We start from the raw sequence: 15,085 nt of genomic DNA on the forward strand, positions 1-15,085 counted from the left end.
CGGGTCAGACGCCGCCGAAGCGGCGGTGGCGTCCGGCGTATTCGCGTATCGCGGCAAAAAGATCTTCTTTGCCGAAGTCCGGCCAGAGTTTGTCGGTGACCACGATCTCAGTGTAGCTGAGCTGCCAGAGGAGAAAATTGGAAATGCGCATTTCTCCGGAGGTGCGCACGAGGAGGTCGGGGTCCGGTTGGCCCGCGGTGTAAAGATGCGACGAGATCGTTTCCTCGGTGATCGCGTCGGGATCGATGAGGCCCTGCTTCGCCTCCCGCGCGATGGCGCGCGCGGCATCGGTGATCTCGGTGCGCGATCCGTAGCTCAGCGCCAAGGTGAGCGTGAGCGCGGTGTTGCCTGCGGAGCGCGCCATGGAATCATCGAGCCTCTTTCTCGCCTTGGCGGGAAGGTCGTCGAGATGGCCGATGGCCCTGAGTCGTATGTTGCGCTCCATGATCTCGGCCGTGCGCTCGGCAAGAAAACGGTCGAGAAGCGTCATCAGCGCTTTCACCTCGTCGGGCGGACGCTGCCAGTTTTCTTTGCTGAAAGCATACAGCGTGAGGAAGGGCACACCGGCCTCGAGACAGGCGGCGGTGCATGCGCGCACCGCTTCGGATCCGCGCCGGTGTCCCTCGATGCGCGGCAGCCCGCGCTCGCGGGCCCAGCGTCCGTTGCCATCCATGATGACGGCGATATGACGCGGAATTTTTTCCGCGGTGACTCCGGCGGGGTTGCTCACAAACGGATCGTTTCGTCGTGCCCGGCGCCCACGCTGACGATCCGCAACCGTGCGCCGGTGAGCGTTGCGAGAGCTTTGACGTAGCGGCGTGCCGCGGGCGGGAGGTCCGAAAATTTCCTCGCCCGCGACGTGTCGGCCATCCATCCGGGGAACTTGGTGTAAACAGGGCGGCAGCGGGCCCAGGCCGCGGCGTCGGTCGGCGGGTGCTTCATGGTTTTCCCGTCGAGTTTGTAAGCGGTGCAGACCCTGATGGCCGGAACGCCGTCGAGTCCGTCGAGATTGGTGATGGCCAGTTCATCGATCCCGTTGATCATCGAGGCGTATCGCGTCGCCACGGCGTCGAACCAACCGCAGCGCCGTGCGCGTCCCGTGGTAGCGCCGAATTCGCGTCCCATGGCGTGCAGCAGGTCGGAGATTGTTTTGTCCTCCGTCGGGAAAGGACCTTCGCCGACCCGCGTGGTGTAGGCTTTCATCACGCCGATGACGGTGTCCATGCGGTGGGGCGGGACGCCCGAACCCGTGCAGGCGCCGCCGGCCGTGGTGTTCGAGCTGGTCACGAACGGGTAGGTGCCGTGATCGAGGTCGAGGTAAGTGCCCTGCGCGCCCTCGAAGAGAATGCGTTTCCCGCCCGTCATCGCCTCGTGCAGATAAACCACGGTATTGGCGATGTGCGGGCGCAGGATTTTCGCCGCCGCGAGGTAGTGGCGAAGCGCGGGCTGGAGTGCAACCGGCTTGGCGCCGAGCGACCGGAGAACGGCGTTGTTCTCGCGCAGGCGGAGTTTGAATTTTTCGGTGAATGTTTTTGCGTCGAGCAGATCGCCGACACGCAGGCCGGTGCGGGCAGCCTTGTCGCCGTAGGCCGGGCCGATGCCGCGTTTGGTCGTTCCGATCTTGTTTTTGCCCTTGAGCAGTTCGCGGGCTTCGTCGATCGCCCGGTGCCAAGGCATGACGAGATGCGCGCAGTCGCTGAGGAGAAGGTTCTTTCCGACTTTGATCCCGCGGGCGCGCAGTCCCTTGATCTCGGTGACGAGAGCGAGGGGATCGACCACCACGCCGTTGCCGATGACGCAGACTTTCCCGCGGCGCAGGATCCCGCTGGGGATCAGGTGCAGGACGAATTTCCGGTCGCCGTGGACGATGGTGTGGCCGGCGTTGTTGCCGCCCTGGCTCCGCACGACGATGTCGGCATCGTCGGTGAGATAGTCGATGATTTTTCCTTTCCCTTCGTCACCCCACTGGGCGCCCACAAGAATAGTATTGGCCATGATAGATGCCCGGCCGCGGTTGATTCGCAAAGTGCGCGTCGGAAGCGCGTTGTTTTTCCCCCAAGCGGGCCGTGCGGGCAAGAAAGAACCCGCCGGAGATAGGTTCTAGCCCCGAGGGCGCCGGGCAGCAGGACCTTCGATGAAGAGCCTGCCCGCACGGCGGCGCAAGTGGCGTCCGCCGGGCAGGTTGATCTTCGCCGGTGCGGCGCCGGACGCGGCCAATGCGCGGGCGCGCTCGATCGTGGCGAAATCGGTGTCCCGACCGGTGTGAATCCTGAGCCATGCGCGCAGAAGACGCCTTTGGTGGGCGATGTGCAGAGCGCGGAGGCCGCGAAGTTCGAGCCGGCTGTGCGCCGCGGTTTCTGCCACCTGCATTTCCGACCAGTCATCCTCGTCGGCAAGGATCGCCGCGGCCCTTGCCATGCAGGGGACGGGATCGAAACCGACCGCCCCGGCCAGCGCCGGGAGGACATCGTGGCGGATGCGGTTGCGGGTATGACAGCGGGAAAAATTCGACTCGTCGTGCCGGAATTCGAGGCGGTGCGAATTGGCATAGCTCTCGATCTCCCGGCGGGTGAAGCCGAGCAGGGGTCGCGCAATTTCCGCGCTGCTCCCCTCCAGCGGTGAGGATTCGCGCAGGCTGCCCATGCCGCGCAGTCCGCTGCCTCGGGCGAGATGGAAAAGCACGGTTTCCGCCGCGTCGTTCGCGTGATGCGCGAGGAAAATCAGCGCCGCACCGTGCTTGCGCGCGGCACGGCGAAAGAATGCGCGGCGCAATTTCCGCGCGGCCTCCTCGATCGACTCGTGTTTGCCCGCGGCGCGGGCGCGTGTTTTTCCGCGTCCGGCGACAAATGCCATCGCGTTTTTTTGTGCGAGCGACTCGACGAAACGGGCATCCTCGTCCGCGGCCCTGCCGCGCAGGCCGTGATGGAAGTGCGCGACGACGAGCCGGGAGAATCCGGCGCGGCGCAAAAGGTCGAGCAGCACCACGGAATCCATCCCGCCGGAAACACCGACCACGGCGGGCGCGTCAAGCGGCAGGCCGGCCGTGCGTTCCAGGAAACGCGGCAGAAGATCGGCCGCCTTTTTTTTCATGCCATCAGCGCGCGGAGATTTTCGCGGCTCCGAAATAGGGCTGGAGAATTTCAGGCAGATGCACCGAGCCGTCGGGTTGCAGTCCGTTTTCCAGCAGCGCCACGTAAAGGCGCGCGAGGGCCGTGCCGGATCCGTTGAGGGTGTGGCAGAAGTGGTTTTTCCCGTCCGCACCCTTGAAACGCAGCGCCATGCGTCGCGCCTGATAGTCGCCGAAGTTCGAGCAACTCGAGACCTCGAGCCATCCGTCGTGGCCGGGCGCCCAGACTTCGATGTCGTAGGTGCGGCGTGCGCTGAAACCCAGGTCGCCGCCGCAGAGTTCGATGACGCGGTAGGGCAACCCGAGAAGCTGCAGCACGCGCTCGGCGTCGGCAGTGAGCGACTCCAGTTCCGCGGCGGAATCCTCCGGCTTGCAGATCTTCACGAGTTCCACCTTGTCGAACTGGTGCATGCGGATAAGCCCGCGAGTATCGCGCCCCGTGGAGCCCGCCTCGCGCCGGAAGCACGGCGTGTAGGCCGCGTATTTGAGCGGAAGTTTTTCGGCGGGAAGGATTTCTTCGCGGTGGAAATTCGTCACCGGCACTTCGGCCGTCGGAATGAGGAAAAGCTCGCTGTCGGTCACGCCGAAAAGGTCGGCCTCGAATTTCGGCAGCTGTCCGGTGCCGGTCATTGACGCGCGGTTGACGAGGAAAGGCGGGCTCATCTCGGTGTAGCCGTGGTCGCGCGTGTGCAAGTCGAGCAGGAAGTTGATCAAAGCGCGTTCCAATCCGGCCCCTTGGCCCGTGTAGCAGATAAAAGCGCTACCGCTTATTTTGGCCGCGCGTTCCGCGTCGAAAAGTCCGAGCCGTGTGCCGATGGCCACGTGGTCCTGCGCGCCTGCCGGAGCTTTCGGCTCGCCCCACGTGCGCAACACCGGATTGCATGCCGCGTCGCCGCCTCGGGGAATGTTGTCGTGGGGCAGATTCGGAATCGACAGCAACAACTCCCGTTGCTTTTCCTCGGCCGCGGCGGATGCCGCCTGCAGCGATTCCATTTCGGAGCCGAGCTTCTTCGATTCCTCCTCGAGCGCCGAGCTGTCCTCTTTTTTTGCCCGCAGGGCGCCGATCTCCTTGCTCAGCCTTTTGCGGTCGGCTTGCAATTGCTGCCAGCGCGTCTCGTTGGCGCGGCGCTCGACGTCCGCCGCGATAACGCCATCCACCATCGCCCCGAATTGCGGGCCGCGTAAGGCGAGGAGAGCTTTGACCGTTTCCGGCGTTTCACGGATCTGGCGGATGTCGATCATGGTGCGCGCAGGCTAGCGCGGTTCCCATGCTGCGCCAAGCGGCGGAATCTGTTGGTGTCGCGCCGCGGCGGTTTTATAGTGTCCGGTCGAATTTAATCCCGTGGAATTTCGCGACTACTACAAGACGCTCGGCGTGGCCAAGACGGCATCGGCCGACGAGATCAAAAAGGCGTTCCGCAAGCTCGCCCGCCAGCACCATCCGGACTTGGCGAAGGACAAAAAGGCCGCCGAGGAGAAGTTCAAGGAAATCAACGAGGCTTACGAGGTTCTCAGCGATCCGGAGAAGCGTAAAAAATACGACGAACTCGGGCCCAACTGGCAGCAGGCCGGCGCGGGGTTCCGTCCGCCCCCGGGCGGCGGTTTTCCGGGCGGCTTCCCCGGAGGAATGGGCGGCTACGGCGGCGGCGAGGAGGAATTCCAGTTCGGCGGCACGGGCTTCAGCGATTTCTTCGAGGCGTTTTTCGGGCGCGCCGCCCGCGGCGGTCGTCGCGGCAGCGCGTTTTACGGCGAGGATATGCCGCTGCGCGGACAGGACGCCGAGGCGGACATCATGGTCACCCTCGAGGAGGCTCTCCACGGATCGACAAGGCAGATTTCCTTCACGCGCGGCCGCTCCGGAAAAGTCGAGACCTACACGGTGAAAATCCCCAAGGGCGTGCGCGAGGGACAGCGTATCCGTCTGGCGGGCATCGGCGGCGAGGGGAGCGGCGGCGGCGAAGCGGGCGATCTTTATTTGCGCGTTCGCTTCGAGAGGCATCCGGAATTCACCGTCGAGGGTGCCGACGTCATCCACGAAATCGAGTTGCCCGTGACCCAAGCCGTGCTCGGCGGCGAGATCACGATTCCCACGCTCGACGGTCGCGCGAAACTGAAGATCCCGGCGCTCACCCAAAACGGCCGCAAATTCCGCCTGCCCGGACGGGGCATGCCTCAGCGAGGCGGAACGCGCGGCGATTTTTACGCTGTGATCGATGTGCAGTTGCCGACAACTCTCAGTGACGCCCAGCGCCAAGCTTGGGAAGCGGTGGCGAAGGCGGCGTCTTGATATTTCGGCAAGCCATTCATCGACAACGGTTTAAGCCATTTGGAGCTGCGTTTTGTCTTGCCTCAAGACCGTTCCTCAATAGCTTTATTTGTCCCATGAGAACTGGAACCTTTGCCCTCATAATCTCACTCCTTTTTGCTGGATCCTCTTTCTCCGCCGACTTCGTTCCGGGCCGAGTTCTCGTCAAGCCCCTGGCGGGTGCCTCGGACGCCGCGGTGCAGGCCTCGATAAAAGCTGCCGGCGCGAGTGAAATCGGCCGCGTGCCGCAGATCGGTGTGCGCATTTTGCGGGTGCCGGCGCAATCCGAGTCGCGTGTCATTGAAGCGCTGTCCAAGAACCCGAATTTCGAGTTCGCCGAGCCCGACTACATCGCGAACATCATTCTCACTCCGAACGATCCTTATTACGCTGCTTATCAGTGGCATCTTCCCAAAGTGGTTGCGCCCGCCGCATGGGACTTCACCACCGGATCGGCCGGCGTGACTGTTGCGGTCGTCGATTCGGGCGTGCAGGCGACGCATCCCGATCTGGCCGGACGCGTTCTTCCCGGCTACGACTTCGTCAATAGCGACGCGGATCCCGCAGACGACAACGGTCACGGCACGGCAGTCGCGGGAGTCGCCGCGGCTAAAGGCAACGATGGCATCGGCGTCGCCGGGGCCGCATGGGACGTTGCTATCCTCCCCGTCAAAGTGATGAACTCCTCCGGCAGCGGATCCTATTCCGCGATCGCCAACGGCATCGCCTACTCGGCCGACATGGGCGCCAAGATCATCAACCTCAGCCTCGGGGGCACGTCGTCCTCTTCCACGTTGCAAAACGCGGTTTCTTACGCATGGAACAAGGGCTCCCTCCTCGTCGCCGCCGCCGGCAACAACGCGAGCAGCACCACGGTCTATCCGGCAGCCTACACCAATGTCGTTGCCGTCTCGGCGACAACCGCGTCCGACACGCTCGCTTCCTTTTCCAGCTACGGAAGCTTCGTCGATCTTTGTGCGCCGGGCGAAAATATCACCACCTCTTGGGTCAACGGCGGATACGTGACTATTTCCGGCACGTCTTTCTCCAGCCCGCTCACGGCCGGCGTGGCCGCGCTGGCTCTTTCCCGTAATCCCGCCCTCTCCAACGCGCAGCTCTCCGCGCTCCTGACGTCCAACACCGATGATCTGGGTGCGCTGGGCAAGGACATCTACTATGGAACGGGTCGGCTCAATGCCAGCAAGGTTGTCGCTGCCGCGGTCCCCGTGCTCGACACAGCGGCCCCCGTCACCGCGGTGACCAGTCCCGCCAACGGCAGCTCCATCGCGGGCCTGCGCTCGGTCAACGTGACTGTTTCCTCGAGCGACAACATCGGGGTGACCAAGGCCGAACTCTATATCAACGGCCGTCTTGTCGCGTCATCCACGACCGGCAGCTTCACCTACAAGTGGAGCACGTCGAAGTTGGTCAGGGGCACTTATCAACTCCAGTCCAAGGCTTACGACGCTGCCGGAAATTCGGCCAGTTCGTCCGTCGTCAGCGTTTACCGCTGACGGCACCCTGATTCCTGCGCTTGCCCCGCATGCCCGGGCGCGGCAATTTCTTTGTCCGTGCCCGATCTGACCGACATCGCTTCGCTGCGCGCCGCCGCCCGCGCCGGCCGCACGCGTGCGGTTCTCCCGGTGCTGGTCGAAACGGTGACCGAGAAGGCGTCGAAGGACGGCAAGCCTTTCCTTGATATCCAACTGGTGGACGCCCGCGACCGCTTCGCGTTGCGTGTTTGGTCGGACAACGGGCAATACGCTCCGGCACAGGAACTGGCCGCCGGCGCGTGCCTCAAACTCGAGGGTGAATTCACCGTCCACCCGCAGTTCGGCCTCGAGGCCAAGCGTTGGAGTTTCGCACCGTTAACCGGGGACGCCAAAGAGGAATTCCTCGCCGGCCCGGCAGACCTGCGCTCGAGACAGGAAGAGGATTACAAATTCATCGAGTCGTCGGTTTCCTCGATCCGCGACCCGCGGCTCAAGGCTCTCGGCCTGCTGTTTCTGGAAAAATTCGGTCCGCGTTTCCGCCGGACGGCCGCTGCGCGCTTCTTTCATCATGCCCGGCGCGGGGGACTCGTCGAACATGTCGCGCAGATGATGCGCTACGCGGATGCGGTGTGCGCGGTGAACCCGGCGCTCCACCGCGACCTCCTCGTTTCCGGGGTGCTTTTCCACGACTGCGGCAAGCTCTGGGAAAATTGCGTGGAGGAGGGAAGTTTCACCATGCCCTTCGACGAGCGGGGCGAGTTGCTCGGCCACATCAACATCGGCATCGAGCTGGTCAACACCCTTTGGAAGGCGTTGCCCCTCGAGGATTGGAAAGATCTCGCGCCTGACAACGAAGACGCGAGGTTGCACCTGCTCCATCTCGTTGCGGCTCACCACGGGGAATTGGAGTTCGGCTCGCCGGTGCAGCCCAAAACGCCGGAGGCGATCGCGTTGCATTACATCGACAATCTCGACGCCAAGCTCGAGATGCTGGCGCGCGGCTACGAGGGAGGCGGAACGGTGGCCGAGCGGATTTATGACAAGGTCAAGCCGCTCAATGTGCGGCTGGTGGCCCCGCTCGCCCCGGCGCCCGCGGAATGAAATTCCTCCGCGCCGCCGCGGCCGTGCTCTGCGGCTTGGCCGCATGTTCGACGCGGGCCTCGGGATCCGCCGGTGCGGAACAAATGAACGCAGCGCTCGGTCTGCCGATTTTCCCGTCAAACGGCACGATCTGGGAAGAGGATGCGAGTGTCGTGGCGCAGAGGCTGGGACTGCGCCCGGAGTCGGAAACGCCCGACGATGCAAACTACCGTCTTTATCCACGGGAAGAAATGCGGGTGCTCGGACGCCGCCCCTACGCGATCAGCCTTTCGGCGCAAGGTGGAAAAGTCGCGGCCGTGGGCATTGTTTTCGCCAACAAAGGCGACTCCGTCGGGCAGTTTGCTCCTTCGGCACCCGGCCGCCGCGCGCCGCGCCCCGAACAGATTTTGCGCGACTACCGCAAGGCGATCGCGGAAGACGACCGGGCGCTCGACGAAGCGCTCGAGGCGCTGGCCGGTCCTGCCGCGCGCGAGAGGACGGGAAGCCCCGGCCAGATGCAGGAGCGTTCGCGCCGTCGCGACTGGAACGGCCATGCACTCCTGCTGGTCTCCGTGCGCGACGAATATGTCGCACTGCGTATTGTGCCGCCCCGCGATCTCGATGATGCGAATCCCGCCGGACGCACCTCTTCCCGCGATTTGCGCGAAAAAATGTCCTCGCGCGTGCAGCGGCGGGAAAACGGCGACGTGGTCATCGTCGGCATTCCCATGGTGGATCAAGGGCCGAAGGGATTTTGCGTCCCCGCGACGATGGAACGCATGCTGCGCCATCTTGGAATCCCGGCCGACATGTATTTGCTAGCCATGGCGGCCAACACGCGACCCGGTGGCGGAACTCTCCTTGAGGATGTCCTGTTTGCCGTTGGTGACACCATCCGTCGCCATGCGCGGCGTATCATCAACATCTCCGGTGGCCCCGAGCCCTCCGTCGTGGCCAAATGGATCGATGCCGGCGTCCCGGTGATGTGGGCTTTGCGCACATCGGAGACGGTCAACGAACGAATCAACGCGCGCATGCGCGCGCGGAGCCAGACGGTCGATTGGAAAAATTGGTCCGATTCGTTGAAGCAACCCCGCCGTGATGCACGCGCGCTCGCCAAGGAGGCGGCCGAGGGCCACGTATGCCTCATTACCGGCTACAACCGCGGGACCGGCGAGATCGCGCTTTCCGATTCCTATGGTCCGGGCTACGAGGAGCGTTGGATCACCGCCGAGGAAGCCGGGGTTCTCTCGCAGGGTGCGATGGCTGTGGTTGCATGGTGAAAGCATTTCCAGTTTTGGCGTTGCTGTTGGTCGCTGCCACCGGCCGCGCGGCGGACGTTTATGTCGCGCGCAGCGCGGCCGTTATCGAAAGCGGAAAGGTGCGGTCGGGTGCGGTGGCGCGGATGGTCGACAGCGCGGTGATGGCCGCCACGGGGAAACAGGACATCTCCTCCGCGTGGCGCTCGCTCGTGCGCCCGACCGATCGTGTCGGCATAAAAATCTCGGCCTCCGGTGCGCCGGTGTCCTCCACGCACGCTGCCGTGGTGTCGGCGGTGGCCGAGGGTCTGGTGTCCGCGGGCGTGGCGCCGCAACGTATCGTCATTTGGGACCGCAAATGGAGCGACATGAGCCGCACCGGTTACGGTGCGTTATCCCGTCGTTTTCTCGTCACCTCGACCGATCGCGCCGGCGGCTATTCGGATGACGACGTGGTCACCGCCGCGGTGATGGGACGTCTTATCGACGGTGATCGGGACTTCAGTCCGGCCCAAGCCGCCGAGGAGCAGACGTCCGGCAAGAGCCACCTTTCGGTCGTCCTGACGCGCGGGGTGGACAAAGTGGTGCATGTTCCCGCGCTGACCGACCATCTTTCCTCCGGTCTCAACGGCGCTTTTTCCGGCATGGTGCTCGACAACCTCGACAATTGGCGGCGCTTGGCGCGTCCTCCGCACTACGGCGATCCTTATCTTGCCGAGCTTTATTCCGACCCGCGCATCGGCGGCAAAGTTGTGCTCACCATCCTCGACGCTTTGCGTCCGCAATATGCGGGCGGTCCTTTCCCCGAACCGCAATACGTCGAAAACTACGGCGCGATTTATGTGTCGCGCGACCCCGTGGCCCTGGACACGGTCGCGCTCGATCTGATCGACGGATTCCGCAAAGGCGCGGGCTTGCCCCTCCTGGCACCGAAGCTGACGTGGCTCGAGTCGGCCGCCACCATCGGTCTCGGCGTGACCGACCGCGCGCGCATCCGCGTGGTGCCGGTGCAGGGTCCGCCGCCGCAGCCATGAACGAGAAAGAACTCCTCCGCCGCACCGCCCGTTCGTTCGCGCTGACCCTCGGTCTGCTGCCGCAGAGCGCGCGATCGGAGGCCTCGCTCGCTTATTTGCTGGCGCGAGGAACCGACACCATCGCCGATCAGGCGGATGCGGACTCGGCACAGCGCGCCGGTGCACTGAGGTCGTTCCTTGCTTCGCTTGGTAGGACTGGGATCGAGGGCTACGACGCAGAGGAGTGGTCCCGTTCCGTTCGTGACGATGCGGCAAGCCGCCTGCTCGCGCGTATGCCGGAGCTTTGGCGACGCATGCAATCGCTGGAGAATGGCGCGCTTCACCGCGTTCGGACGGTGATCGGCTGCATCCTCGAAGGCCAGATTTTCGATGTCGAACGTTTCTTCCCGGATTCACCGCCCCTCGCCGGCGAAGAATTGTCGCGCTACACCTACCTGGTGGCGGGTAGCGCCGGCGAATTCCTCACTGATCTCTGCGCGGCGCACCAGCGCGATTTTTCCGCCGATCCGCTCCCTTCGATGCGTGATCGCGCGCGGTCCTACGGCGAGGCGCTGCAACTGGTCAATATCTTGCGCGACCGTCGCATGGATGCCGCCCTCGGCCGTGTTTATTTGGAAAACCGTGATGTGCCGCGTGCGATGGAGACAGCGCGCACCGGATTGGCGGCGGGGGGTGACTACTGCGCTGCCCTGCGTTCCGGCCGTTTGCGCTACGCTCTCTTGTTGCCTGCCTTGCTGGGGCTCCGGACGCTTGCCTTGCTGGGGGACCGCGGCGATGACACGCTGGCGCCGCGCAAAGTTCCGCGCCGCGAAGTGAGGCAATGGCTCTTGCGCGCTTTGCCCGTGTGGTTTTCCCCGGGACGGGTGCGCGGTCTGGTTGCGCGTGCGGCCGGCGCGGATGTCACAGCACAACAAGAATGACCGCGGCAAGAATGAGCACGCTTCCCGCCACGCGCGAGCAAAGCGTCATTTTGTCGAGAGCGCTTTCTGTCACACCCAGTCTGCGCGCAAGCAAGGCGACAAGGATCAGGCTCCACAGTCCGCGGGAGCTGTAAACCACGTTCACTCCCGTGGCATTGCCGAAGATGCCGATAGTCAGCGCGACACCCGCAAGTTGCACGGCCAGAAGAACGATACCCGCTGTTCCCCAAAACCAAGCGTTTTTGCCCGCCTGCGCTCCGCCGCGGGACACATGGGGCAAAAGCAAAGGAAACGAAAGTGCGGCCACCGTGCCGAACATCACGGGCATGAAAAGCGTGAAACCGGTCCGCGGTGCGGCGACTTGGATAATCACGTCCGTTGCCGCAAAGCAAAACGCGGCCAGCAGCGCCCAGGCGAGGGTCGCCAGCGGATGCGAGCGGGTGTGCCGCGGTCCGCGGTGCAGAAGGATGACGCCGCCCATGGTCAGGACGACTGCCAGCCAGAGATCCGGATCGGGCCTGTTTTCCGGCACTGCGAGTAAGATGAGGGCCACGAAAACGACTTTGCTGGCCAGAGCCGGCGTGGCGATGGACACGTCACCCGCCGCAAGCGAGCGGAAAGTGGCGATCTGGCCCGTGAAGAATAAGACACTCGCGGCCAAGGCCCATGCTACCGGGGCAAAGTTCCAGCTCTCCCTTCCGAAAAATACGAGCGGCAGAAAGAGCAGGCCCATCGACAAATTGCTGAAAAATGTGACGGCCCAAGCGTTGGCACCTCGAGAAATGCCGAGTTTGATCAGGATAGCCCCCGCCGCGTAAAGCACGGCACTGGCCAAAGGCAGAAGAAGCGGAAGATTGATGCTCAACGACTTCCGCGATCGTAGCATCTCCGCGCCGCCCCGCCAGTCCGCAGCCCGTGTGACATTTTTGTCACAATCGCCCTCGTGTCGGGGCTTTCCCTGGGCAGGCTGTCCGGACAAAATCCTACTCTTGCTCCACGCCCTTATGAAAAAACTTATCCTCCCCGCTGTGGTCTTCGCTGTCGGCGTCTCCATGGTCAACGGCCAGCAACTCTCCGGTGCCGGAGCCACCTTCCCCGCGCCCCTCTACCAGCGCTGGGCCGTCGAATACAACAAACAGGTCCCGTCCATCCAAGTGAACTACCAGTCCGTCGGCAGCGGCGCGGGCGTGAAAAATTTCCTCCAGGGTGTTGTGGATTTCGGAGCCAGCGATGCGGCCATGACCGACGAGGAAATCGCCGATGCGCCCCGTGGTGCCGTGCTTGTGCCCGCGACGGCAGGCAGCATCGTCCTGGCTTACAATTTGCCCGGCATTACGAATCTCAAGCTCAGCCGTGCGGCGCTGGCCGGCATTTTCCTCGGCAAGATCACGAAATGGAATGATCCCGCCATCGTCGGCGCAAACCCCGGGATGGCGCTGCCCGACAGGCCTGTGAATGTGGCCTACCGCTCGGACGGCAGCGGGACCACATATGTTTTCACCCAGCACCTGTCGGCCATCAGCCCCGAGTTCGACGAGCAGATCGGATTCGACAAATCCGTGGCCTTTCCCGCGGGCATCGGCGGCAAGGGCAACGAAGGTGTCACCGCGCTGGTCAAACAGGCGCCGGGAACGATCGGCTACGTCGAATACGGCTACGCGGAGCAGAACGGATTGACGGTCGCCTCGATCGAAAACAAAGCGGGCAATTTCATCGTTCCCACGCCGGAGAGCGGGGCTGCCGCCCTCGCGTCGGTCGAACTGCCCGAGAATCTCCGCATCTGGCCGGTCGATCCCACCACGCCCGACGCCTACCCGATCACCACATTCACCTGGATCCTGCTGGCGAAAAAATACGATGACCCTGCCAAGGCCAAGGCTTTGAAAGATTTCGTCAGCTACGGTCTCACCGAGGGCCAATCGCTTTCCGTGCAACTCGGCTACATCCCGTTGCCCGAGGCCGTGGTGTCGCGCGCCAACAAGGCTCTTTCCTCGGTCGAGTAGTGAGGCCGTATCCAGCATGAGCATGGCGGGCATCGAGGGAATGCACGACGCGGTGGCGCGCCGCTGGCCGGATTTTTTCCAATGGCTCTGCCGCGCTGCGTCGCTCGCGGTTGTCGGCGTGCTTTTGTGGATTTTCTGGGAAATTTTCCAGCAGGCCGCGCCGGCGTTGGACAAACTCGGTCTCGGTTTCCTTTCCGGCGCGAGTTGGCAGCCCAACCGCGACCGCTACGGCGTCCTGCCGTTCCTTGTCGGCACCGGGGCGACCGCGCTCATCGCGCTGCTGCTGGCTTTCCCGCCGGGTCTGGCCATCGCGATTTTCCTGAGCGAGGACTTTCTCCCGCGCCCCGTGCGGCAGTGCATCCGCTTTGTCGTCGAACTTCTCGCGGCGATCCCGAGCGTCGTTTACGGCCTCTGGGGAATTTTTGTCGTCATTCCCATCGTGCAAAGCCTCGGCACATGGGTGTCGGAGCGATCCGGCGGATTCCCGCTTTTTGCCGGCCCCGCCTACGGCAATTCCCTGCTGACGGCCGGCATCGTCCTTGCGCTCATGGTGCTGCCTACCATCACCGCCATCTCCCGCGCGGCGCTCGTCGCCGTTCCGCGCGTCCTGCGCGAGGGAGCCTATGCCCTCGGAGCGACGCGTTGGGAAACCATCCTCGGTGTCATACTCCCGACCGCCGCACCCGGCGTGGTGGCGGCGACGATTCTCGCGCTCGGGCGCGCGATGGGCGAGACCATGGCCGTCGCCATGCTGATCGGCAACAGTCCGCGGCTTTCGGCTTCGCTCTTCGCGCCTTCCGGAACATTGGCCAGCCTTCTGGCCAACCAATTCGGCGAGGCCGAGGGTATGCAGGTGTCCGCGCTCATGTATGCCGCGCTCCTGCTCGTCGCGCTCACTTTGCTGGTCAACTTCGGCGGCGAGCTCGTGCTGCGTTACACGGAAAGGAGAACGGCGGGAATCCGCTGAGGACGCATGGATAAGCCGCTGACGCACACCACGGACTTCTTCGAGGACGGTTCGCTCGAGTCTGGTAAGATGATGGGCCGTTCGCTCGTCAACCGGCTGCTCACCGCCCTCTGCATCGTCTTGTCTTTCGCCGCGATGATCCCGCTGGGTTCCATCCTCTATCTGGTCGTCAAAAACGGTCTGCCGCTTCTCTCGCCTTCGGTCTTCACGTCGCTGCCTCCGGCGGCCGGAATGACGGGCGGCGGCTTCGGCAACGCCGTGGTCGGCACCTGCATCATGGTAGGCCTCGGACTCGCAATGTCCGTCCTGCCCGCGGTCCTCGCGGCCATTTTCATTTGCGAATACAGCCCGAACGGGCGGTTGGCCGGAGCGGTGCGTTTCGTGGCGAAGTTGCTCACCGGAATTCCCTCGATCATTTGCGGCGTCTTCGCTTTCGCGGCCGTGGTCACGGTCACCGGGGAATTCTCCGCCCTCGCCGGAGGCGTGGCCTTGGCCGTGCTCATGTTGCCGACGATTCTGCTCACATCGGAGCAGGCGTTGCTCGGCGTGCAGAAAGCCTACCGCGAGGCCTCCTACGGCCTCGGCGCGACGCGCTTCCAGACCATCTTCCGCGTTGTCCTGCCCGACGCGCTGCCGGCCATCCTCACCGGCGTCATGCTTGCCGTGGCGCGCGCTGCGGGCGAGACAGCCCCGCTCATTTTCACCGCGCTCTTCAGCCAATTTTGGATGTCCTCGCTCATGGAACCCACGGCATCCTTGTCGGTGCTTATTTACAATTTTTCCACCATGCCTTTCGAATATCAGGTGAAAATGGCTTGGACTGCCTCGCTCGTGCTGGTTTGTCTTGTCACCGCGGTCAACGTCACCGCCCAGCTCGTCTTTGCCAAAAAGCACTGA

The 15,085-nt window shown here is 63.8% G+C and carries 13 protein-coding genes; 8 read left to right on the forward strand and 5 right to left on the reverse strand.

The features are described from left to right. Window positions 1-4: 4 nt before the first annotated feature. The 4 genes from uppS to serS form a co-directional block, all read right to left on the reverse strand. Window positions 5-673, reverse strand: coding sequence for a di-trans,poly-cis-decaprenylcistransferase (gene uppS / locus FGM15_04015; protein ID MBU3665029.1), 669 nt, complete (start codon window positions 671-673; stop codon window positions 5-7). 53 nt (window positions 674-726) lie between these two features. Continuing rightward, complete coding sequence (locus FGM15_04020) at window positions 727-1,995, reverse strand: adenylosuccinate synthase (GenBank protein ID MBU3665030.1); 1,269 nt, start codon at window positions 1,993-1,995, stop codon at window positions 727-729. A 105-nt stretch (window positions 1,996-2,100) separates the two neighbouring features. Beyond that, the gene (tilS, locus tag FGM15_04025) at window positions 2,101-3,090 is read right to left on the reverse strand and encodes a tRNA lysidine(34) synthetase TilS (protein MBU3665031.1); all 990 of its coding nucleotides are present in this window, start codon (window positions 3,088-3,090) and stop codon (window positions 2,101-2,103) included. Between the two features lie 4 nt (window positions 3,091-3,094). Continuing rightward, window positions 3,095-4,369, reverse strand: coding sequence for a serine--tRNA ligase (serS, locus tag FGM15_04030; GenBank protein MBU3665032.1), 1,275 nt, complete (start codon window positions 4,367-4,369; stop codon window positions 3,095-3,097). 100 nt (window positions 4,370-4,469) lie between these two features. On the opposite strand from serS, the gene FGM15_04035 reads away from it, so the two are divergent. From FGM15_04035 to FGM15_04055, 5 genes are all read left to right on the forward strand, one after another. Continuing rightward, the gene (locus FGM15_04035) at window positions 4,470-5,414 is read left to right on the forward strand and encodes a J domain-containing protein (protein ID MBU3665033.1); all 945 of its coding nucleotides are present in this window, start codon (window positions 4,470-4,472) and stop codon (window positions 5,412-5,414) included. A 95-nt stretch (window positions 5,415-5,509) separates the two neighbouring features. Next, entirely contained in the window at window positions 5,510-6,946 is a 1,437-nt protein-coding gene (locus tag FGM15_04040; protein MBU3665034.1) for a peptidase S8, read from the forward strand. 57 nt (window positions 6,947-7,003) lie between these two features. Beyond that, window positions 7,004-8,026 carry an HD domain-containing protein gene (locus FGM15_04045; GenBank protein MBU3665035.1) on the forward strand — a complete coding sequence of 341 codons (1,023 nt, stop codon included), beginning with the start codon at window positions 7,004-7,006 and terminating at the stop codon, window positions 8,024-8,026. A 1,120-nt stretch (window positions 8,027-9,146) separates the two neighbouring features. Continuing rightward, window positions 9,147-10,298 carry a DUF362 domain-containing protein gene (locus FGM15_04050; GenBank protein MBU3665036.1) on the forward strand — a complete coding sequence of 384 codons (1,152 nt, stop codon included), beginning with the start codon at window positions 9,147-9,149 and terminating at the stop codon, window positions 10,296-10,298. Beyond that, window positions 10,295-11,218, forward strand: coding sequence for a hypothetical protein (locus FGM15_04055; GenBank protein ID MBU3665037.1), 924 nt, complete (start codon window positions 10,295-10,297; stop codon window positions 11,216-11,218). The genes FGM15_04050 and FGM15_04055 overlap by 4 nt, the downstream gene beginning before the upstream one ends. Here the strand turns inward: FGM15_04055 and FGM15_04060 are convergent. Next, window positions 11,199-12,272 (reverse strand): DMT family transporter, encoded by a 1,074-nt coding sequence (locus FGM15_04060; GenBank protein MBU3665038.1) that lies wholly within the window; start codon window positions 12,270-12,272, stop codon window positions 11,199-11,201. The two genes, FGM15_04055 and FGM15_04060, sit on opposite strands and share 20 nt — an antisense overlap. Here FGM15_04060 and pstS point away from each other — a divergent pair. From pstS to pstA, 3 genes are read left to right on the forward strand one after another with little or no spacing between them, the layout of a single operon-like run. Then, the gene (pstS, locus tag FGM15_04065; protein ID MBU3665039.1) at window positions 12,223-13,221 is read left to right on the forward strand and encodes a phosphate ABC transporter substrate-binding protein PstS; all 999 of its coding nucleotides are present in this window, start codon (window positions 12,223-12,225) and stop codon (window positions 13,219-13,221) included. The genes FGM15_04060 and pstS overlap by 50 nt on opposite strands. Window positions 13,222-13,237: 16 nt before the next feature. Next, on the forward strand, window positions 13,238-14,188 hold the full coding sequence (gene pstC, locus FGM15_04070; GenBank protein ID MBU3665040.1) for a phosphate ABC transporter permease subunit PstC: 951 nt from the start codon (window positions 13,238-13,240) through the stop codon (window positions 14,186-14,188). Between the two features lie 6 nt (window positions 14,189-14,194). Beyond that, on the forward strand, window positions 14,195-15,085 hold the full coding sequence (pstA, locus tag FGM15_04075; GenBank protein MBU3665041.1) for a phosphate ABC transporter permease PstA: 891 nt from the start codon (window positions 14,195-14,197) through the stop codon (window positions 15,083-15,085).

This window comes from Chthoniobacterales bacterium (assembly GCA_018883245.1).
GTDB lineage: Bacteria > Verrucomicrobiota > Verrucomicrobiia > Chthoniobacterales > JACTMZ01 > JACTMZ01.

Bases quoted from the DNA above. Each gene is read 5' to 3' on its own strand.
- FGM15_04055 (MBU3665037.1), top strand. From the start codon at position 10,295: ATGAACGAGAAAGAACTCCTCCGCCGCACCGCCCGTTCGTTCGCGCTG.
- uppS (MBU3665029.1), bottom strand. From the start codon at position 673: ATGGATGGCAACGGACGCTGGGCCCGCGAGCGCGGGCTGCCGCGCATC.
- pstA (MBU3665041.1), top strand. From the start codon at position 14,195: ATGGATAAGCCGCTGACGCACACCACGGACTTCTTCGAGGACGGTTCG.
- serS (MBU3665032.1), bottom strand. From the start codon at position 4,369: ATGATCGACATCCGCCAGATCCGTGAAACGCCGGAAACGGTCAAAGCT.
- tilS (MBU3665031.1), bottom strand. From the start codon at position 3,090: ATGAAAAAAAAGGCGGCCGATCTTCTGCCGCGTTTCCTGGAACGCACG.
- pstS (MBU3665039.1), top strand. From the start codon at position 12,223: ATGAAAAAACTTATCCTCCCCGCTGTGGTCTTCGCTGTCGGCGTCTCC.
- FGM15_04040 (MBU3665034.1), top strand. From the start codon at position 5,510: ATGAGAACTGGAACCTTTGCCCTCATAATCTCACTCCTTTTTGCTGGA.
- FGM15_04020 (MBU3665030.1), bottom strand. From the start codon at position 1,995: ATGGCCAATACTATTCTTGTGGGCGCCCAGTGGGGTGACGAAGGGAAA.
- FGM15_04060 (MBU3665038.1), bottom strand. From the start codon at position 12,272: ATGGAGACGCCGACAGCGAAGACCACAGCGGGGAGGATAAGTTTTTTC.
- pstC (MBU3665040.1), top strand. From the start codon at position 13,238: ATGAGCATGGCGGGCATCGAGGGAATGCACGACGCGGTGGCGCGCCGC.
- FGM15_04050 (MBU3665036.1), top strand. From the start codon at position 9,147: ATGCCTCATTACCGGCTACAACCGCGGGACCGGCGAGATCGCGCTTTC.